This window comes from Streptomyces sp. NPDC051576, assembly GCF_040681835.1.
Taxonomy (GTDB): domain Bacteria; phylum Actinomycetota; class Actinomycetes; order Streptomycetales; family Streptomycetaceae; genus Streptomyces.
Genome location: NZ_JBFAZO010000012.1, coordinates 309,015 through 327,707 on the forward strand (window position 1 = coordinate 309,015; position 18,693 = coordinate 327,707).

Sequence of the window (18,693 nt, forward strand, 5' to 3'; positions counted from 1 at the left end):
GGAAGGAGGCGTCCCCGGCGCACGGACCCGTCCCGTGACCCCATGTGCCCGATTGGGAACGGTTCGTGTTGTGACACAGCTATGACGTAGCTGGGTGGTCCTTGGGCTTTCTGAAGGGGGGTGGGCGGCCATTACGCTTACGTCTTCGGCCCCTGCCCAACTCCACGGAACGCGAGATTCATGACCGTCAACGGCTCAGACGACGTACTGCTTGTCCACGGCGGAACCCCGCTGGAGGGCGAGATCCGTGTCCGCGGTGCGAAGAACCTCGTACCCAAGGCCATGGTCGCCGCCCTGCTGGGCAGTGAGCCAAGTCGACTGCGCAACGTACCGGACATCCGTGACGTTCGGGTCGTACGCGGACTGCTGCAACTGCACGGGGTGACGGTCCGTCCGGGTGAGGAGCCGGGCGAGCTGGTGATGGACCCGTCGCACGTCGAGAGCGCCAACGTCGCCGACATCGATGCCCACGCGGGCTCGTCGCGCATCCCGATCCTGTTCTGCGGTCCGCTGCTGCACCGGCTCGGGCACGCGTTCATCCCGGGGCTCGGCGGCTGTGACATCGGCGGCCGGCCGATCGACTTCCACTTCGAGGTGCTGCGGCAGTTCGGCGCGAAGATCGAGAAGCGGGCGGACGGGCAGTACCTGGAGGCTCCGCAGCGGTTGCGCGGCACGAAGATCAAGCTGCCGTACCCGTCCGTGGGCGCGACCGAGCAGGTGCTGCTGACCGCGGTGTTGGCGGAGGGCGTCACCGAACTCGCCAACGCGGCCGTGGAACCGGAGATCGAGGACCTCATCTGCGTGCTGCAGAAGATGGGCGCGATCATCGCCATGGACACCGACCGGACGATCCGCATCACCGGTGTGGACTCGCTCGGCGGCTACACCCACGCGGCCCTCCCGGACCGCCTGGAGGCCGCCTCCTGGGCGTCGGCGGCGCTGGCGACCGAGGGCAACATCTACGTCCGGGGCGCGCAGCAGCGCTCGATGATGACGTTCCTCAACACCTACCGGAAGGTGGGCGGTGCCTTCGCGATCGACGACGAGGGCATCCGCTTCTGGCACCCCGGCGGCCAGTTGAAGTCCATCGCGCTCGAAACGGACGTCCACCCGGGCTTCCAGACGGACTGGCAGCAGCCGCTGGTAGTGGCCCTGACACAGGCCACCGGCCTCTCGATCATCCACGAGACGGTCTACGAGTCCCGCCTGGGCTTCACCTCCGCGCTCAACCAGATGGGCGCCCACATCCAGCTCTACCGCGAGTGCCTCGGCGGCTCCAACTGCCGCTTCGGCCAGCGCAACTTCCTCCACTCGGCGGTCGTCTCGGGCCCGACCCGCCTCCAGGGCGCCGACCTGGTCATCCCCGACCTCCGAGGCGGCTTCTCCTACCTCATCGCAGCACTGGCGGCCCAGGGCACGTCCCGCGTCCACGGCATCGACCTCATCAACCGCGGCTACGAGAACTTCATGGAGAAGCTCGTGGAGCTGGGCGCGAAGGTGGAACTCCCGGGCAAAGCACTCGGCTGACCCGGACTTCGTCACCCCAGCCCGGGCGGCCCGCTCCCGTCCGGGCACGGCATCCGCTGCCCGTCGGCCGCGGCGCGGCCCAAGGGCAATGCCGTCTCTGCTGGGGGTCCGGGGGTTATCCCCCGGGTAGACACAGCATGGAGAAGCTCGTGGAGCTGGGCGCGAAGGTCGAGTTGCCGGGCAAGGCGCTTGGATAAGCCCCCCGGATTACGACGATGGGGCGGCCACCCTCACCGGGTGGTCGCCCCATTCGCGTTACTGAGCCTCGTACGCAATCCCGTCGCGTACGCGAAGGCTTACTTGCCCTTGGCGGCTTCCTTGAGCTTCGAGCCCGCGGACACCTTGACGCTGTAGCCGGCCGGGATGTTGATCGGGTCGCCGGTCTGCGGGTTGCGCGCGGTGCGAGCGGCACGGTGGGTGCGCTCGAAGGTCAGGAAGCCGGGGATGGTGACCTTCTCGTCGCCCTTGGCGACGATCTCGCCGACGGTCTCGGCGAACGCGGCCAGAACGGCGTCGGCGTCCTTGCGGGTCACCTCGGCACGGTCGGCCAGCGCGGCCACCAGCTCACTGCGGTTCATGTTGTTACTCCCGTGTTCTTCTTGCCGTTTGAGGCGTGCCACGCGGCGGAGCCGCATATCGGGCACGGTGAAGCCGATGCTGCCAGGGTCCTGGGTGAGTCCCCGGACCCGGGTCCGTCGTCCAGACCCTCGCGCCCGAAGACGCATCCTGCCCCTACCTGCGGCGGGAAAGCCAATCCGGCACCCGTAGGAGTCGCGAGAACACCCTTGGGAGTCACACGAAGAGCGCCACACCCTCGGTGTGGTGACGCTCCGTCGGCTCCCGGCAGCGAGGACCGGGCCTGGACAGGCCCGAAGCCTGGCCGCCACGATAAACGGCCGCCGAAGGCCCCGGGTTCCGCGACGCGCCGGTGTGCGGTCGGCCGTGGCGATCCTCACAGCCGCCGCACACACTCCGTTCGAGGGGCTACGACGCGCCGGGCGCCGTCGCCCCCGCCGCCTTCGCCGCGTCGCGGACCGCGCCCGCGACCGCACCGGCGACCTTGTCGTTGAAGACGCTCGGGATGATGTAGTTCGGGTTCAGCTCGTCCTCGGTCACCACGTTCGCGAGTGCGGTCGCGGCGGCCAGCATCATCTCGGTGTTGACGGTGCGGGACTGCGCGTCCAGCAGACCGCGGAAGACACCCGGGAAGACCAGCACGTTGTTGATCTGGTTCGGGAAGTCCGAGCGTCCGGTGGCGACAACAGCCGCCGTTTGACGGGCGATCGCGGGGTCGACCTCGGGGTCGGGGTTCGCGAGCGCGAACACGATCGCGCCCTCGGCCATCGCGGCCACGTCGTCGCCGTCGAGGACGTTCGGGGCGGAGACGCCGATGAAGACGTCGGCGCCGCGCACGGCCTCCTTCAACGTGCCCGTCAGGCCCTCGGGGTTGGTGTTGTCGGCGATCCAGCGCAGCGGCGAGTCGGGCTTGGCGTCCACCAGGTCCTCGCGGTCGGCGTGCACGACACCGTGGATGTCGGCGACGACCGCGTTCTTGACGCCCGCGGCGAGCAGCAGCTTGAGGATGGCCGTACCGGCCGCGCCCGCGCCGGACATGACGACCCGGATGTCACCGATGTCCTTGCCGGCCACCCGCAGCGCGTTCGTCAGCGCGGCCAGCACCACGATCGCGGTGCCGTGCTGGTCGTCGTGGAAGACGGGGATGTCGAGGGCCTCGCGCAGCCGGGCCTCGATCTCGAAGCAGCGGGGCGCGGAGATGTCCTCCAGGTTGATGCCCGCGAAGCCGGGGGCGATCGCCTTCACGATCTCCACGATCGCGTCGGTGTCCTGGGTGTCCAGGCACAGCGGCCAGGCGTCGATGCCGGCGAACCGCTTGAAGAGGGCCGCCTTGCCCTCCATGACCGGCAGCGCGGCCTTGGGGCCGATGTTGCCGAGGCCGAGCACGGCCGAGCCGTCGGTGACGACCGCGACCGAGTTGCGCTTGATGGTGAGGCGGCGCGCGTCCTCGGGGTTCTCCGCGATCGCCATGCACACCCGGGCGACACCCGGGGTGTAGATCATGGAGAGGTCGTCACGGTTGCGGATCGGGTGCTTGGACTGCATCTCGATCTTGCCGCCGAGGTGCATGAGGAACGTACGGTCGGAGACCTTGCCGAGGGTGACGCCCTCGATGTCCCGCAACTGCTGGACGATCTCGTCGGCGTGGGCCGTGGAACTCGCGGCGATGGTGACGTCGATCCGGAGCTTCTCGTGGCCGGAGGCGGTCACGTCGAGGCCGGTCACCGAGCCTCCGTGGGACTCCACGGCCGTGGTGATCTGGGAGACCGCCGTTCCGCCGGCGGGCACCTCCAGACGGACCGTGATCGAGTAGGAGACGCTGGGCGCCGTAGCCATGGCCGACTTCCTCTGCTTTCACCGTTGAGCTGAGTACGCGCTCCGATGGTCGCACCTACTGTCGGGTAGACGTTAGCCGCCCCCGATTGCGAACGTTTTGTTCGCGAAAAAAAGAGGGCCCCGTCACTTTTCCCGTGACGGGGACCTCTTCCTCGATCAGTGACACCGACCCGCCATGCTCGCCTCGCGGCAAGTGGTCGCTCGTAGCGACGAAGGTTGGGCCCGGGGGCTTGGATCGGGCCGGTGTCACATCCAGGCTAACAAACGGATCCCGTAAGACCATTCCCATCCCGCGGGTTCACAGCATCAGTCCCGCAGGAGGTCCGGCACCCCGTTCGCATCCGGCTCGTCGCGCTCGGCGGAGACGACCGTGAGCTGCTGGGTCGCGCGGGTGAGGGCGACGTAGAGCACCCGCAGTCCGGCGGGCGACTCGTCGGCGATCTCGGCCGGGGAGACGACGACGGTCGCGTCGTACTCCAGGCCCTTGGCCTCCAGGCTGCCGAGGGCGACCACCCGGTCGCCGAGGCCGGTGAGCCAACGGCGGGCCTCCTCGCGGCGGTTCATGGCGACGACCACGCCGACGGTGCCGTCGACCCGGTCGAGCAGCCGGGCGGCCTCCGCGCGGACCGACTCCGACAGCGAGTTCCGTACGACCGCGAAGTGAGGTTTCACTCCGGTCGAGCGGACCGCAGACGGGGACTCGGAGCCGGGCATCGCCAGGGCCAGGACCTTCGCCGCCAACTCCGCGATCTCGGCCGGGTTGCGGTAGTTGACGGTGAGGGTGAAGCGGCGGCGGGGGCGGGAGCCGAGGGCCTCGTCGCGGGCCTCGGCGGCCTCGTCGGGGTCGGACCAGGAGGACTGGGCCGGATCTCCCACGACCGTCCAGGTGGCGTGCCGGCCGCGGCGGCCGACCATGCGCCACTGCATGGGGGTGAGGTCCTGGGCCTCGTCGACGATGACGTGCGCGTACTCGGTGCGCTCCTGGGCCAGCCGCTCGGCGCGTTCGCGCTGGGTCTCCTCGCGTACGGGCATCAGCTCGTCGAGTCCGGTGAGGTGGTCCAGCGGGTCCAGGTCGCGCCGCTTGCGGGGGCGGGCCGGGGTGCCGAGGATCGCCTGGAGTTCGTCGAGGATCGCCACGTCGTGGACCGAGAGGCCGTCCCGCTTCAGGGCGCGGGCGACCCGGCGGACCTCGCCGGGGTTGAGGATGCGCCGGGCCCAGCGGCCGAGCTTGCGCTCGTCGGACATCGCCTCCAGGACGGCGCGCGGGGTGAGTTCGGGCCACCAGGCGTCGAGGAACGCGATGAAGTCGTCCTCGCTCGCGATGTCCTCGTCGAAGGACGAGCGCAGTTCGGCGGCGAGTTCGGGGTCGGTGTGCCGGCCTCCCGCGCCGGAGCGCTCCCACAAGGTGTCCAGGAGGAGCTTGCGGGCGCGCGGGCGCAGCAGGTTGACGGGGGCGGTGCCGCTGAGGGCGCTCTGCCGGACGCGCTCCAGGTCGGCGGCCTCCAGTTCGAGCCGGCGGCCGAAGGCGACGACCCGCAGCCGGGTCGGCGAATCGTTCAGCTCCAGGGCTCCGCGCGCGGCCTTCCGCAACACCCTGAGCATGCGGTACGAGCCCTTGGCGCGGGCCACGGCCGGGGAGTCGTACAGGGTGGCCTCTGCGCCGTCCACGAGCGCTCCGATGGCCCGGATCGCGACCTGGCCCTCCTCGCCGAGGGACGGCAGGACGCCCTCGGTGTACGCCACCAGCAGCGGGGTGGGCGAGACGATGAGGATGCCGCCCGCGTACCGGCGCCGGTCCTGGTAGAGGAGGTAGGCGGCGCGGTGCAGGGCGACGGCCGTCTTGCCGGTGCCCGGGCCGCCCTCGACGTAGGTCACCGAGGCGGCGGGGGCCCGGATCACCAGGTCCTGCTCGGCCTGGATGGACGCCACGATGTCGCGCATGGTGTGGCTGCGGGCCTGGCCGAGCGCGGCCATCAGGGCGCCGTCGCCGATGACGGCCAGTCGGTCGCCGTCGAGGTGGGCGGTCAGCTCGGGGCGCATCAGGTCGTCCTCGACACCGAGGACCCGGCGGCCCTTGGAGCGGATGACCCGGCGTCGTACGACCCGGCCGGGGTCGACCGGCGTCGAGCGGTAGAAGGGGGCCGCTGCGGGCGCCCTCCAGTCGATGACCAGCGGCGCGTACTCGGAGTCGAGGACTCCGATGCGGCCGATGTGCAGGGTCTCGGCGATGTCGGCGGTGCGGTCCTCCCGCACGGCGCCTTCGGCCGGTTCCACGGCGGTGTAGGCGCCGTCGGGTCCCTTCTTGCCGTCCTTGCCGAGCAGGAGGTCGATCCTGCCGAAGAGGAAGTCCTCGAACTCGTTGTTGAGCCGGTTGAGGTGGACACCGGCGCGGAACACCTGCGCGTCCCGTTCGGCGAGCGCGCCGGGGGTGCCGACCTGGCCGCGCTTGGCCGCGTCGTTCATGAGGAACTCGGCCTCGTGGATCTTCTCCTCAAGCCGCCGGTACACCCGGTCCAGGTGTGCCTGTTCGACGCTGATCTCCCGGTCCCGTAGCGAATCCTGGGCGGATTTGTCGGTCACCGTGTCGAGCGCGGTTTCCTGTTGAGCCTGTGCGGCCACCGGGCCCCCTTCTGACGTGCTGGGCAGCCGTCAACCGTACGCGAAAGAAAGCCTCTGTAGCGAGGGGCCTGCCCGGTGGATCATGACAAAGACGTGGGGTCCGGTACGCGACCTGCCGCGTACCGGACCCCACTGAACACGGTTGGCCCACTGAACAAGGTGGACCAGGTGCTACGCGTCCACTTCCACGAGCCGCTTGCCGTCGAAGGTCATGACCTCGAAGTGGTCGATCTCGTTCGGCGAGAGGGCCGCTCCGCCCTGGGCGTAGAGCGGGGCCTTGGCCTCGGCCTTCGTGGCGTTCGCGATGCCGTAACCCCAGGCCGGGACCGACCAGGAGCTCATCGTCTCGCGCTCGCCGTTCTTGCCGACCGCGATCAGGGAGCACTTCAGGGGGCCCTTGACGTTCTTGAGCTCCACGACCCCGAGGGTGCCCCAGTCCTTCTTGGACATCGCCACGGTCGCGGTGACCTTGGTGCTCTTGTCCGTCGCCGAGACCTTGTCGGACAAAGTGTCGAAGGTGGTCTTGGCGGTGGCCACCGCCTGTGTGCCACCCGAACTGTCGCCGCCGTTGGCCGCGATGACGGCCAGCGGTCCCGCGATGATCAGCGCGGCGGCGGCGGCGATCATGTAGAAGCTGCGCCGGCGCTTCTGGGCCCGGCGGTCGCCGACGTCGTCGACCAGCCGCTCCACCAGTCGTGGACTGGGCTTCGCGGACAGGGACTCACCGATCGCGGGAGTGCCGGAACCCGGCAGGTCCGCGAGCGCCGCCAGCATCGGTTCCATCCCGGCCAGCTCGTCGAGCTGCTGGGCGCACCATTCACAGGTGGCGAGATGGGCCTCGAAAGCGGTTGCTTCGGCGTCGTCGAGAATCCCGAGGGCGTAGGCGCCGACGGTCTCGTGTTCGTTCGAGCCCTGAGATCCCTGCATGGAACCAGGACTACCCGTTCCGTATCCCCCGTAAATGCTCATGCCGTCACCCCCCGCTCCTCCAGAGCAAGCTTCATCGATCGAAGGGCGTAGAACACCCTTGAGCGCACCGTGCCACTGGGGATGCCAAGCGTCTCGGCCGCCTCATTGACGGTACGCCCCTTGAAGTACGTCTCGACGAGCACCTCCCGGTGGGCCGGGGTCAGGTCGTCCAGCGCGTCCGACAGTGTCATCAGCCACAACGCCTTGTCGATCTCGTCCTCCGCGGGGATGACCTCCAGCGGCGACGGGTCCACCTCCTGCGGCCGGGCCTGCCGGCTGCGGTGACCGTCGATGACGATGCGCCGTGCGACCGTCACCAGCCAGGGTCGTACCGATCCGGTCGCCCGGTTGAGCTGGCCGGCGTTCTTCCAGGCCCGGATGAGCGTCTCCTGCACCACGTCCTCGGCACGTTGCCGGTCGCCGGCGACGAGCCGCAGCACATAGGCGAGCAAGGGTCCGGCGTGCTCTCGGTACAGGGCACGCATCAGCTCCTCATCAGGTTCCGAGGACTGGGACATGCGATGTCGGGCCCTCGGTGCGTGTTCATTGGCCACGACGGAATCCTTGCGCACGCCCACCTCCGGTGTCCGGGGGTTCCCCCAGTCGGTCGCTCATGGAGAGGTACGCGGGCGGGTGGTGGAGTGTTCAACGTGGGGCGACAGTTTTCTTCTTAGTGACGTGACGAGGGGGACATGAGTGCACATTCCCACCGTACGATCTTTACATTTCCACCACACCAGCAAGATCACGCGGGCTGCCCGGGCGGCGGCGGAGTGAAACGCACTGTTGTCGAAATCACTTCGACAATTGACGACCCCTCACTCCACAGAAGCCGCATATGGGATTCTCAGGCTCGGGCAAGGGCCGCGCGCCGCCGATGCCGGGCCACTCTTTCGCGGTTCCCGCAGACCTCACTGGAGCACCAACGCCTCCTGCGCCCCCGTGAGGTGTCCAGATAAACGATCGGGCAGTTGTCGCCCGCGCACTCACGCAGCGAGGCCCGCGCGACCGGATCGGTGAGCAGTTCCACGGCGTCCCGCGCGATCACCGCGAGCAGCGCCTCGCACCCCGGCGGACCGTCCAACCGCCGTACCAGCGCGCCGTCTTCGGCCCGTACGGCACGAGGGGCCGGGGGCGCCGGACGGGCCAGCTCATTGACGCGGGCGAGCGCGAGGTCGTAGGCCCGGAGATCGTTCGACGACTTGCTCCGGACCAACTGGCTCACCTGGCCCCGCAGTTCACGGAAGCCGACCAGCCAGGCGGAATCGACGTGCGTGAGCGGGGTGACCGCCGGGACCAGCCCGGAGCGGACGATCCACGCGCACAAGGGCTCCGGAGCGTCGAGCCGTTCCTCTGGATGCGTGGTCGCGAGGAGATCCAGGCAGATCCGCCCGGCGTCGAAGCGCAGCTCGTACGGGGCCATGGTCGTACCCAGTGCCATGTGCCTGTCACCGCCTAGGGGTTACCCCGGTCGTCAGGGGTCGGTGCGTTGCCGAGTGGAGGGGGCGTGGGAACCGTTCCCTCTACAGTGCCTGCCCGCTCACGCGGCCGGAACCCCTCGTGCGGGTGCGCGGACCTCACCGCTGCCCCTCTCCGTTCGTGAGAGCAACGTTCCCTTGCAGTCACTCACAGCCACAGCGTGGAAACGCGCCCTCCCTACCTTCGGGATGCATCACCGCTCGTTTGCCCATAACGGCACCCCCGAGCCCCGGACCACCGTGGAGGCGTCATGACAGCCCCGGCCCCTAGCAAGTGGATCGAGCACTGGGATCCGGAGGACGAGACCTTCTGGCGGGAGACCGGCGAGAAGGTCGCCAAGCGCAACCTCCTCTTCTCCGTCCTCTCCGAACACATCGGCTTCTCGATCTGGACCCTGTGGTCCGTGCTGGTGCTCTTCATGGGCCCGGAGTACGGGCTGACCCCGGCCGACAAGTTCCTGCTGACGTCGATGGTCACCCTCGTCGGCGCGGTCGTCCGGGTGCCGTACACCTTCGCGGTCGCGATCTTCGGCGGACGCAACTGGACGATCATCTCCGCGAGCCTGCTCCTCATCCCCACCGTCGCCGCCTTCGCCGTGATGAAGCCGGGGACCTCCTTCGACACCTTCCTGTGGATCGGGCTCCTCGCCGGTATCGGCGGCGGTAACTTCGCCTCGTCCATGACCAACATCAACGCCTTCTTCCCGTTGCGAAAGAAGGGCTGGGCCCTCGGGCTGAACGCGGGCGGCGGCAACATCGGCGTCGCCGCGATCCAGCTCGTGGCCCTCGCGGTCATCGGCGCGAGCGGCGGTCCGCGCGTGCTGCTCGGGATCTACATCCCGCTGATCGTCGTCGCGGCCATCCTCGCGGCGCTGTTCATGGACAACATCGCGAACGTCAAGAACGACACCGGTGCCGCCAAGGACGCCGCGAAGGACGCCCACACCTGGATCATGTCGGTCCTCTACGTCGGCACGTTCGGCTCGTTCATCGGCTACAGCTTCGCCTTCGGGCAGGTGCTCACCAACCAGTTCGGACGTACGCCGCTGCAGGCCACGTATCTCACCTTCATCGGCCCGCTGCTCGGCTCGCTGATCCGCCCCGTGGGCGGCTGGCTCGCCGACAAGTACGGCGGCGCGAAGATCACCCTCTTCAACTACGTCGCCATGGCCGCCGCGACCGCCGTGCTGGTCCTCGCCAGCATGCACAAGTCGCTGCCGCTGTTCGTCGTCGCGTTCGTCGTCCTGTTCGCGCTCACCGGGATCGGCAACGGCTCCACGTTCAAGATGATCCCCGGCATCTTCCACACCAAGGCCCTCGCCAAGGGGCTGGAGGGCGACGAGGCGGTCAAGCACGGACGCCGGCTCTCCGGTGCCTCCATGGGCCTCATCGGCGCGGTCGGCGCCCTCGGCGGTGTCGGCATCAACATGGCCTTCCGGCAGTCGTTCCTCTCCTACGGCTCCGGCACCGGCGCGTTCGTCGCCTTCCTCGCCTACTACGCCCTCTGCTTCGCGGTCACCTGGGCCGTATACCTTCGCCGCCCGACCGCCCAGGCTCAGGCCAAAGCCTCCGCATCCGAGGCGAAGCCGCAGCTCAGCTACGCCGAGGTGTGACGTAACACCGTCGACATAAAGTCGAACCGAGCCTGTCACGCACCATTGACAGGCTCGTTCGGCATGTAGGGACCACATGTAGGGGCCGCACCACTGCATGTACGACGACGTTCGGGACGAGAGCCATGTACGAGCAACAGCAGACACCGGACAGCGGGCAGCACGGGCCGCTCTCCGGCTTCACCGTGGGTGTCACCGCCGCGCGCCGCGCCGACGAACTGGGGGCACTGCTCCAGCGGCGCGGCGCGGCGGTCGTGCACGCGCCCGCGCTGCGCATCGTGCCCCTCGCCGACGACAGTGAACTGCTCGCCGCCACCAAGCAGCTGATCGACCAGGCGCCCGACGTCGTGGTGGCCACCACCGCGATCGGCTTCCGGGGCTGGGTCGAGGCCGCCGACGGGTGGGGGCTCGGGGAGGCGCTCCTCGACCGGCTGCGCGGGGTGGAACTGCTCGCGCGCGGACCCAAGGTGAAGGGGGCGGTACGGGCCGCCGGTCTCACCGAGGAGTGGTCGCCGTCGTCCGAGTCCATGGCCGAAGTGCTCGACCGGCTCCTGGAGGAGGGCGTCGAGGGCCGCCGGGTCGCCATCCAACTGCACGGCGACCCACTGCCCGGGTTCGTGGAGTCGCTGCGCGCGGGAGGAGCCGAGGTCGTCGGGGTCCCCGTCTACCGGTGGATGCCGCCGGAGGACATCGCCCCGCTGGACCGGCTCCTGGACGCCGCCGTCTCGCGCGGCCTGGACGCGCTGACCTTCACCAGCGCGCCGGCCGCCGCCTCGCTGCTCTCCCGCGCCGAGACCCGCGGCCTGCTCTCCGAACTCCTCGCCGCCCTGGAGCACGACATCCTCCCGGCCTGCGTCGGCCCGGTCACCGCGCTCCCGCTCCAGAACCACGGCATCAGCACGGTCCAGCCCGAGCGCTTCCGCCTCGGCCCGCTGGTCCAGCTCCTCTGCCAGGAACTCCCCGCCCGCGCCCGCACCCTGCCCATCGCCGGCCACCGGGTGGAGATCCGCGGCCACGCGGTCCTCGTCGACGGCGCCCTACGCCCCGTCCCGCCGGCCGGCATGTCCCTCCTCCGCGCCCTCTCCCGCCGCCCCGGCTGGGTCGTCGCCCGCGCGGAACTCCTGCGCGCACTCCCCGGCGCCGGCCGCGACGAGCACGCCGTGGAAACGGCGATGGCCCGCCTGCGTACGGCACTTGGGGCGCCGAAGCTGATCCAGACGGTGGTGAAACGGGGGTACCGGCTGGCGCTGGACCCGGCGGCGGACGCGAAGTACTCCGACGAGTGAACCGATGTCGCCGAGGCGCCCCATCGCCGTGCGGGCCCTGCCGGAACTCCTCCGGCAGGGCCCGACGCACACCGGTGACTACGCCTCCTCCTCCCCCGTCGCCGCAGGCAACCGCTCCCTGATCTCGTCCATCACCGACGAGTCCGTCAGCGTCGTCACATCGCCGAGGGTGCGGTGTTCGGCCACGTCCCGCAGCAAGCGGCGCATGATCTTGCCGGAGCGGGTCTTGGGGAGTTCCGCTACGACCATGATCTGCCGGGGTCGGGCGATCGGGCCGATCTCCTTGGCGACGTGGGTGCGCAACTCCGTGGAGATCTCGTCCGGTTGGGGCTGTCCGGCGTCGCCGCGCAGGATGACGAAGGCGACGACGCCCTGGCCGGTCGTCGGGTCGGTGGCGCCGACGACGGCCGCCTCGGCGACCAGGGGGTGGGAGACGAGGGCCGACTCGACCTCCGTGGTGGAGATGCGGTGGCCGGAGACGTTCATGACGTCGTCGACCCGGCCGAGCAGCCAGATGTCGCCGTCCTCGTCCTTCTTGGCGCCGTCCCCGGCGAAGTACACACCGGGGAAGCGGGACCAGTACGTGTCGACGTACCGCTGCTCGTCGCCCCAGATGGTGCGCAGCATCGCGGGCCAGGGCTCGGTGAGCACGAGGTAGCCGCCGGAGCCGTTGGGCACCGGCTTGCCCGTGTCGTCGACGACGTCCCCGGCGATGCCGGGCAGCGGGCGCAGCGCCGAGCCGGGCTTGCAGGTGCTCACGCCCGGCAGCGGGCTGATGAGCTGGGCGCCCGTCTCCGTCTGCCACCAGGTGTCGACGACCGGGCAGTGGTCGCCGCCGATGTGCTTGCGGTACCAGATCCACGCCTCGGGGTTGATCGGTTCGCCGACCGAGCCGAGGAGGCGGAGCGAGGAGAGGTCGAAGTCGGCCGGGATCTCGCCGCCCCACTTCATGAAGGTGCGGATCGCGGTCGGGGCGCAGTAGAGGATCGTCACGCCGTACTTCTCGACGATCTCCCACCAGCGGCCCTGGTGCGGGGTGTCCGGGGTGCCCTCGTACAGGACGGACGTCACGCCGTTGGCGAGGGGGCCGTAGACGATGTACGAGTGGCCGGTGACCCAGCCGATGTCCGCGGCCGTCCAGTAGACGTCGGTCTCCGGTTTGACGTCGAAGACCGCCCAGTGGGTCCAGGCCACCTGAGTGAGGTAGCCGCCGGTGGTGTGCAGGATGCCCTTCGGGCGGGCCGTGGTGCCGGAGGTGTACATGATGTACAGCGGGTGTTCGCTGTCGAAGGGCTCGGGTGTGTGCTCGGCGGATTGGCCGTCGACCAGGTCGTGCCACCACACGTCCCGGCCGTCGGTCCAGTCGACGTCCTGGCCGGTGCGGCGGACCACGAGCACGGTGCGGACGTCGGGGCACTCGCGTACCGCCTCGTCCACGGCGGGTTTCAGCGCGGCGGCGGAACCCTTGCGGTAGCCGCCGTCCGCGGTGATCACCACATGCGCGTCGCAGTCGAGGATCCGGCCGCGCAGCGCCTCGGCGGAGAAGCCGCCGAAGACCACGGTGTGCGGGGCGCCGATGCGGGCGCAGGCCAGCATCGCCACCACGGTCTCCGGGATCATCGGCATGTAGATCGCCACCCGGTCGCCTGCCCGCACGCCGAGGGACAGCAGGGCGTTGGCCGCCCGGCAGACCTCGGCCGTGAGGTCGGCGTAGGTGATCGTGCGGGTGTCGCCGGGCTCGCCCTCCCAGTGGAAGGCGACCCGGTCACCGTGACCGGCTGCCACATGCCGGTCCAGACAGTTGTACGCCGCGTTGAGGCGGCCTCCCGTGTACCAGCGGGCGAACGGGGCGCGGCTCCAGTCCAGCGTCTCGTCCCAGGGCTGTGCCCAGTCCAGCCGGCCGGCCGCCTCGGCCCAGAAGGCGAGGCGGTCGGCGTCGGCCCGTTCGTACTCCGCCGCGGTGGCGTTCGCCGTGGCGGCCAGCTCGGGTGGCGGCGGGAACCGCCGCTCCTCCCGCAGCAGGTTGGAGAGTGTCTCGCCTCCGGTGTCGGTCATGCGTGGGCCCCGGCGACCGGGCCGCGGTCGTGGGCGCGATGCGGCAGCAGGCGTTCACCGACGTTCGGGAAGACCGGCACGACGGTGCGGTGGTAGGTGGAGTTGGTGACGCCGGCGAACGACGCGTACCAGGCGCACACGGCCGTGACCAGGCCGAGCCAGCCGCCGACCTTGGTGGTGTCCGGTGACTGTGCGAAGTCACCGACGCACAGGACGATGAACGTCGCCGACAGGGTGACGAACACCGAGAGGATCGCTCCGGTGGTGCGGAGCGCGGCGACGGTCATGTAGACCGTGAAGATCGACCAGACCAGCAGGAACAGTCCGGTCGCCTGGTGCGCGGTGGCCGGCGGCAGGTCGCCCGCGACGAACTTCGCGTAGGCGGCGTACGACAGCCAGAAGGCGCCGTAGGAGGCGAACGCGGTGGCGCCGAAGGTGTTGCCCTTGCGGAACTCCCACATGCCTGCGAGGAGTTGGGCCAGCCCGCCGTAGAAGAGGGCGAGCGGCAGGACCACGGCGACCAGCGTCTTGTCGGTGATGAGGTTGGCGTTGAAGGTGCTGAGGACGAAGGTCGTCGCGGCGAAGGCGGCGAGGCCGAGCGGGCCGGGGTCCGCGATGGTGTCGGGGGTGGTGGTTGGAGTGCTCATCTGCGCCTCCTCCTGTGATGTGGATCACATGGATGCAGATCCATTGTAGGCACCACCTACACCCGGCGACGCCCTGCGCACGGACGGCATCGGTGAACGGTCCCGCCCGCGCGACGAACGGCCGCCCGGCATCGCCGAGCGGCCGGAATCAGCCATTCCGTGGGGCCTCAGGCCCTGCTTCGCCGCCGCTGCCTCGCCCCGTCCGGCCACAGCCGCGGCTTCCGCTTCGCCGCGATGTCCTCGATCCAGCCGAAGGCGAGGATCGCCAGGGCGACGAGGGGCCAGATGAGGATGAACATCAGGAACGTGTCCGCCTTGTCGAGGAACGACGTCGCCGCGTCGCTCTCCAGGAAGGGGAGGTTGTACAACTGGTCGATGATCGGGACCGCGGCCATGATGAGGAGGTTGTGCCAGAGGTAGATCGTGACCGCGCGGTTGTTGGAGAGCGTGACCAGCTTGTCCCAGCGCGCCAGTCTGCCCGGCAACTCCTGCCAGGACGGGGCGTACTGGAGCAGGATCACCACGATCCCGAAGGACCAGGTCGCCTGGGCGAGCGGAATGTCGTTCAAGTCCCAGCCGTCCGGGCCCAGATGACCCGACGCCCACCACAGGCCGAAGCCCATGATCAGGGTCGCGCCCGAGACCGCGAGATAGCGCGGGACCTTCTTCAGCACACCCTCGTGGTGGGCGAAGCCCAGGACCCAACAGCCGCCGTACACCGCGAAGTCCGAGACCGCGTTGCCCGTCTCGCCGGGGATCGTCACCAACCCCGTACCGACAACTGCCGTCAGGGCCAAGGGAGCCAGCAGGGTCGCCCACGGGACCCTGCGGAACGCCCACAGCAGGAGCGGTGACGCGATCACGAACCACAGGTACGCCCGCAGGTACCAGAGCGGGCCCGCCGCCTGGTCCGCCCAGGTGCTCTCCAACAGGCCCGACTCCGACCCCAGATGCTCGGGGTACGGCGGTGCGCCGAACGGCACGACGTAGTCGAACAGCTTCGCCGCGCCCCACCAAGTGCCGCCCATATCGGGGTCCTTGAGGGGATGCCAGCCGCTCGCGAACATCATCACCAGTACCACCGCGCCGAACGCCCACAGCGGCGGCAGGAGTCGGCGCAGCCGGCCCCTGATCACACCCAGCGCGGGACGGTTCAGCGAGCGGGCCATCAGGGAACCCGCGAGCGCGAACATCACGCCCATCGACGGGAACAGCACGGACAGCCAGGCCCAGCCGAAGAGGTGGTAGACGACGACCCGGACGAGGGCGATCGAGCGGAGGAGGTCGAGATAGCGGTCCCGGCCCGAGCCCGAAGCCTTCGGGGCGGGTGCGGGTACAGGGGCGGTGGCCGGGGCTACCGCCCCCGTCGGGTATTCGTGCGTCGTCATGCCACGGGCCTCCGATCACTGCCGCTGCGGCTGCGCTGGGTCGGTACCGGGCCGCCGGGTGCCTCCACGACTCCGGTGCGCCGCAGTTTCTGCCAGCGCAGGCGGCCGCCGGTGAGGGCGGTGATCCAGGACTGGAGCAGAACGACGTACATGAGCTGGCGGTAGAGGATCTGCTGCAGGGGCAGCGAGACGAGGTGGGTCATGCGTTCGCGGTCCAGGCGGAAGGCGTAGGCCGCGCAGAACGCCTGGATGGCGAGGACGCCCAGCCAGGCGAGGAAAGTCTTCTCGGTGGGGCCGAACACCAGGCCGTAGAGGAGGAAGACGTCGATCAGCGGGGCGAGGATCGGGGCCACCACCATGAACAGGGCCACCAGCGGGAGGCCGATCCGGCCGAAGCGGCCGGAGGGGCCGCTGTCCAGCAGGGCGCCCCGGTGTTTCCAGATCGCCTGCATGGTGCCGTAGGACCAGCGGTAGCGCTGGGACCAGAGCTGCTGGACCGTCTCCGGTGCCTCGGTCCAGGCGCGGGCCTTCTCGGCGTAGACGACGCGCCAGCCGTCGCGGTGCATCGCCATCGTGATGTCGGTGTCCTCGGCGAGGGTGTCGTCGCTCATCCCGCCGACCCGCTCCAGCGCGCTTCTCCTGAAGGCCCCCACGGCGCCCGGGATCGTCGGCATGCAGCGCAGGACGTCGTACATCCGGCGGTCGAGGTTGAAGCCCATCACGTACTCGATGTGCTGCCAGGCGCCGATCAGTGAATCCCGGTTGCCCACCTTGGCGTTGCCCGCGACGGCGCCGACGCGCGGGTCGCCGAAGGGCTGGACCAGTTCGCGGACGGTGGCCGGTTCGAAGACCGTGTCGCCGTCCATCATGACGATGAGGTCGTAACTGGCGTTCGCCAGGCCCCTGTTGAGGGCGGCCGGTTTGCCCGCGTTGAGCTGGCGGACGACCCGGACGCCGGGCAGCGCCATCGCCTCGACGATTCTCGCCGTACCGTCCGCCGAGCCGTCGTCGACGACGATCACCTCGACGGGATGCTCGCTGGCCATCAGTGAACGGACCGTGTTCTCAATGCACTTGGCCTCGTTGTACGCCGGCACGAGGACCGTGACCGGTTCGGTGACCGGTGGTCCCCAGGCGAAGTCCTTGCGGCGCACCCGGCGGGCGTGGATCGCGGAGAGCAGGAGCATCAGCAGGAAGCGGGCGATGACGAGGGAACCGGTGATCGCCAGGCCGACCACCAGCACGTCGGTGATGCTGTCCGAGGCCTGGACCAGGAAGATCCACGCCTTGCCCTTCCACAGGTCGACGCCGGTCACCGGGGTGAGCGCGCTGCGCGCGCCGAGCGCCTGGGTGAGGTTGTCGAAGGTGTAGCCCTTGGCCTGCATCTGAGGCAGGAACCTGTCGAGCGCCTGCACGGTCTGGTGGCGGTCGCCGCCGGAGTCGTGCATCAGGACGATCGCGCCCTTGCCGCCGTGCGGGGTGGCGTTGCTGATGATCTTCGCGACGCCGGGCTTCTGCCAGTCCTCGCTGTCCGTGTTGTTGACGACGGTGATGTAGCCGCGGGTGCCGATGTACCGGGTCACCGGCCACGACAGGTTGTCCATCGCGTCGGCGGAGGACGAGTACGGCGGCCGGAACAGCGACGTCCGGATGCCGGCCGCGCCGCTGATCGCCAACTGGTTCTGCGACAGCTCCCAGTCGATGCGCTTCTTGGACTGGAAGGAGAGGTCGGGATGGCTGAAGGTGTGCAGGCCGACCTCGTTGCCCTCCGCCACGATGCGTCTGACCAGGTCCGGGTAGCGCGAGGTCATGGTGCCGGTGACGAAGAAGACGGCGTGCGCGTGGTGCTTCTTGAGCACGTCCAGGACCTTGGGCGTCCAGGTCGGGTCGGGGCCGTCGTCGAAGGTCAGGACGATGCGGTGGTCCGGCACGTCCAGGCTGGTGGCCCGGCCGCTACGGGTGTCGATGACCGGGCCGCCGTCGAGGATCTTCTCCGGCACCTTGTCCGTCGCGGCCTCGGGCCGGATGCGGTGGTCGGCGAGGATCTCGCTGTGCACATAGCCGCGCAGCATCAGCATCGCCAGCATGGCGACGAGGAGCAGCATCGGCAGCAGGAACCGCATGGAGAGCCGGCGCCGCCGGGCCCCTGCGGGGGCGCCGGGCGGGGCGCCGTGACGGCCGCCCTGGGCCGAGTGCGTGGCCTTGGGGCGGCGGGTGTGCGATGCCATCAGAGGATGTGCTCCGGGGTCGTGGACGGTGCCGGCGCCGGCTCGGAGGACCCGGCCGGACCCTGCGCCACCGGCGACGGACTGCTCGGCGCACCGGTGCCCGCGGTCACGCTCGGACTCGGCGTCGGGGCGGCCGGCGCGCTCGTGCTACTCGACGGCGTCGGGCCGGACGACGCGCTCGCGGCCTTGGGACGGCGGATATGCGATGCCATCAGACGATGTGCTCCGGGGTCGTGGACGGTGCCGGCACCGGTTCGGAGGACCCGGCCGGACCCTGCGCCACCGGCGACGGACTGCTCGGCGCGCCGGCCACCGTGCCGGTGCCCGCGGTCACGCTCGGACTCGGCGACGGGGCGGCCGGCGCGCTCGTGCTGCTCGACGGCGTCGGGCCGGACGACGCGCTCGCGGCCTTGGGACGGCGGATATGCGATGCCATCAGACGATGTGCTCCGGGGTCGTGGACGGTGCCGG

General features: G+C 69.9%; 14 protein-coding genes. 4 read left to right on the forward strand and 10 right to left on the reverse strand.

Annotated elements, in window-relative coordinates:
• The first annotated feature begins 180 nt into the window (after positions 1–180).
• On the forward strand, positions 181–1,527 hold the full coding sequence (gene murA / locus AB0M63_RS35035) for a UDP-N-acetylglucosamine 1-carboxyvinyltransferase (protein ID WP_355913149.1): 1,347 nt from the start codon (positions 181–183) through the stop codon (positions 1,525–1,527).
• Positions 1,528–1,823: 296 nt separating this feature from the next.
• Here the strand turns inward: murA and AB0M63_RS35040 are convergent, their stop codons facing one another.
• The 6 genes from AB0M63_RS35040 to AB0M63_RS35065 form a co-directional block, all read right to left on the reverse strand.
• Positions 1,824–2,105 carry an HU family DNA-binding protein gene (locus AB0M63_RS35040; RefSeq protein ID WP_105974351.1) on the reverse strand — a complete coding sequence of 94 codons (282 nt, stop codon included), beginning with the start codon at positions 2,103–2,105 and terminating at the stop codon, positions 1,824–1,826.
• A 406-nt stretch (positions 2,106–2,511) separates the two neighbouring features.
• Positions 2,512–3,939 carry an NAD-dependent malic enzyme gene (locus AB0M63_RS35045; RefSeq protein ID WP_355920272.1) on the reverse strand — a complete coding sequence of 476 codons (1,428 nt, stop codon included), beginning with the start codon at positions 3,937–3,939 and terminating at the stop codon, positions 2,512–2,514.
• A gap of 306 nt (positions 3,940–4,245) precedes the next feature.
• Entirely contained in the window at positions 4,246–6,558 is a 2,313-nt protein-coding gene (locus AB0M63_RS35050) for a UvrD-helicase domain-containing protein (protein WP_366022165.1), read from the reverse strand.
• A gap of 171 nt (positions 6,559–6,729) precedes the next feature.
• A complete protein-coding gene (locus AB0M63_RS35055; protein ID WP_355920278.1) occupies positions 6,730–7,485 on the reverse strand; it encodes a zf-HC2 domain-containing protein in 756 nt (251 codons plus the stop codon).
• Positions 7,486–7,523: 38 nt separating this feature from the next.
• The gene (locus tag AB0M63_RS35060) at positions 7,524–8,045 is read right to left on the reverse strand and encodes a sigma-70 family RNA polymerase sigma factor (protein ID WP_019056398.1); all 522 of its coding nucleotides are present in this window, start codon (positions 8,043–8,045) and stop codon (positions 7,524–7,526) included.
• 329 nt (positions 8,046–8,374) lie between these two features.
• On the reverse strand, positions 8,375–8,968 hold the full coding sequence (locus tag AB0M63_RS35065; RefSeq protein WP_366022166.1) for an ABATE domain-containing protein: 594 nt from the start codon (positions 8,966–8,968) through the stop codon (positions 8,375–8,377).
• A gap of 288 nt (positions 8,969–9,256) precedes the next feature.
• On the opposite strand from AB0M63_RS35065, the gene AB0M63_RS35070 reads away from it, so the two are divergent.
• Both AB0M63_RS35070 and AB0M63_RS35075 read left to right on the forward strand, forming a co-directional pair.
• A complete protein-coding gene (locus tag AB0M63_RS35070) occupies positions 9,257–10,618 on the forward strand; it encodes a nitrate/nitrite transporter (protein WP_355920285.1) in 1,362 nt (453 codons plus the stop codon).
• A gap of 125 nt (positions 10,619–10,743) precedes the next feature.
• Positions 10,744–11,904, forward strand: coding sequence for a uroporphyrinogen-III synthase (locus AB0M63_RS35075; protein ID WP_355920288.1), 1,161 nt, complete (start codon positions 10,744–10,746; stop codon positions 11,902–11,904).
• Positions 11,905–11,982: 78 nt separating this feature from the next.
• Here the strand turns inward: AB0M63_RS35075 and acs are convergent, their stop codons facing one another.
• The 4 genes from acs to AB0M63_RS35095 all read right to left on the reverse strand — a co-directional run bounded on the left by acs (position 11,983) and on the right by AB0M63_RS35095 (position 18,117).
• Positions 11,983–13,959, reverse strand: a complete 1,977-nt coding sequence (gene acs / locus AB0M63_RS35080) for an acetate--CoA ligase (RefSeq protein ID WP_366022167.1) — start codon at positions 13,957–13,959, stop codon at positions 11,983–11,985.
• Entirely contained in the window at positions 13,956–14,606 is a 651-nt protein-coding gene (locus tag AB0M63_RS35085; RefSeq protein WP_355920294.1) for an acetate uptake transporter, read from the reverse strand. Before AB0M63_RS35085 ends, acs begins: the two co-directional genes overlap by 4 nt.
• Before the next feature lie 167 nt (positions 14,607–14,773).
• Complete coding sequence (locus AB0M63_RS35090) at positions 14,774–15,994, reverse strand: acyltransferase (protein WP_366022168.1); 1,221 nt, start codon at positions 15,992–15,994, stop codon at positions 14,774–14,776.
• On the reverse strand, positions 15,991–18,117 hold the full coding sequence (locus AB0M63_RS35095) for a bifunctional polysaccharide deacetylase/glycosyltransferase family 2 protein (protein ID WP_366022208.1): 2,127 nt from the start codon (positions 18,115–18,117) through the stop codon (positions 15,991–15,993). Before AB0M63_RS35095 ends, AB0M63_RS35090 begins: the two co-directional genes overlap by 4 nt.
• A 323-nt stretch (positions 18,118–18,440) precedes the next feature.
• On the opposite strand from AB0M63_RS35095, the gene AB0M63_RS35100 reads away from it, so the two are divergent.
• Positions 18,441–18,693 (forward strand): hypothetical protein (locus AB0M63_RS35100; RefSeq protein ID WP_366022169.1); only part of this gene is annotated, 253 nt, incomplete at its 3' end.

What these genes read in the sequence shown, in the direction of transcription:
- murA (WP_355913149.1), top strand. Translation starts at nt 181, where the DNA reads ATGACCGTCAACGGCTCAGACGACGTACTGCTTGTCCACGGCGGAACC.
- AB0M63_RS35040 (WP_105974351.1), bottom strand. Translation starts at nt 2,105, where the DNA reads ATGAACCGCAGTGAGCTGGTGGCCGCGCTGGCCGACCGTGCCGAGGTG.
- AB0M63_RS35045 (WP_355920272.1), bottom strand. Translation starts at nt 3,939, where the DNA reads ATGGCTACGGCGCCCAGCGTCTCCTACTCGATCACGGTCCGTCTGGAG.
- AB0M63_RS35055 (WP_355920278.1), bottom strand. Translation starts at nt 7,485, where the DNA reads ATGCAGGGATCTCAGGGCTCGAACGAACACGAGACCGTCGGCGCCTAC.
- AB0M63_RS35060 (WP_019056398.1), bottom strand. Translation starts at nt 8,045, where the DNA reads ATGTCCCAGTCCTCGGAACCTGATGAGGAGCTGATGCGTGCCCTGTAC.
- AB0M63_RS35065 (WP_366022166.1), bottom strand. Translation starts at nt 8,968, where the DNA reads ATGGCACTGGGTACGACCATGGCCCCGTACGAGCTGCGCTTCGACGCC.
- AB0M63_RS35070 (WP_355920285.1), top strand. Translation starts at nt 9,257, where the DNA reads ATGACAGCCCCGGCCCCTAGCAAGTGGATCGAGCACTGGGATCCGGAG.
- AB0M63_RS35075 (WP_355920288.1), top strand. Translation starts at nt 10,744, where the DNA reads ATGTACGAGCAACAGCAGACACCGGACAGCGGGCAGCACGGGCCGCTC.
- acs (WP_366022167.1), bottom strand. Translation starts at nt 13,959, where the DNA reads ATGACCGACACCGGAGGCGAGACACTCTCCAACCTGCTGCGGGAGGAG.
- AB0M63_RS35085 (WP_355920294.1), bottom strand. Translation starts at nt 14,606, where the DNA reads ATGAGCACTCCAACCACCACCCCCGACACCATCGCGGACCCCGGCCCG.
- AB0M63_RS35090 (WP_366022168.1), bottom strand. Translation starts at nt 15,994, where the DNA reads ATGACGACGCACGAATACCCGACGGGGGCGGTAGCCCCGGCCACCGCC.
- AB0M63_RS35095 (WP_366022208.1), bottom strand. Translation starts at nt 18,117, where the DNA reads ATGCGGTTCCTGCTGCCGATGCTGCTCCTCGTCGCCATGCTGGCGATG.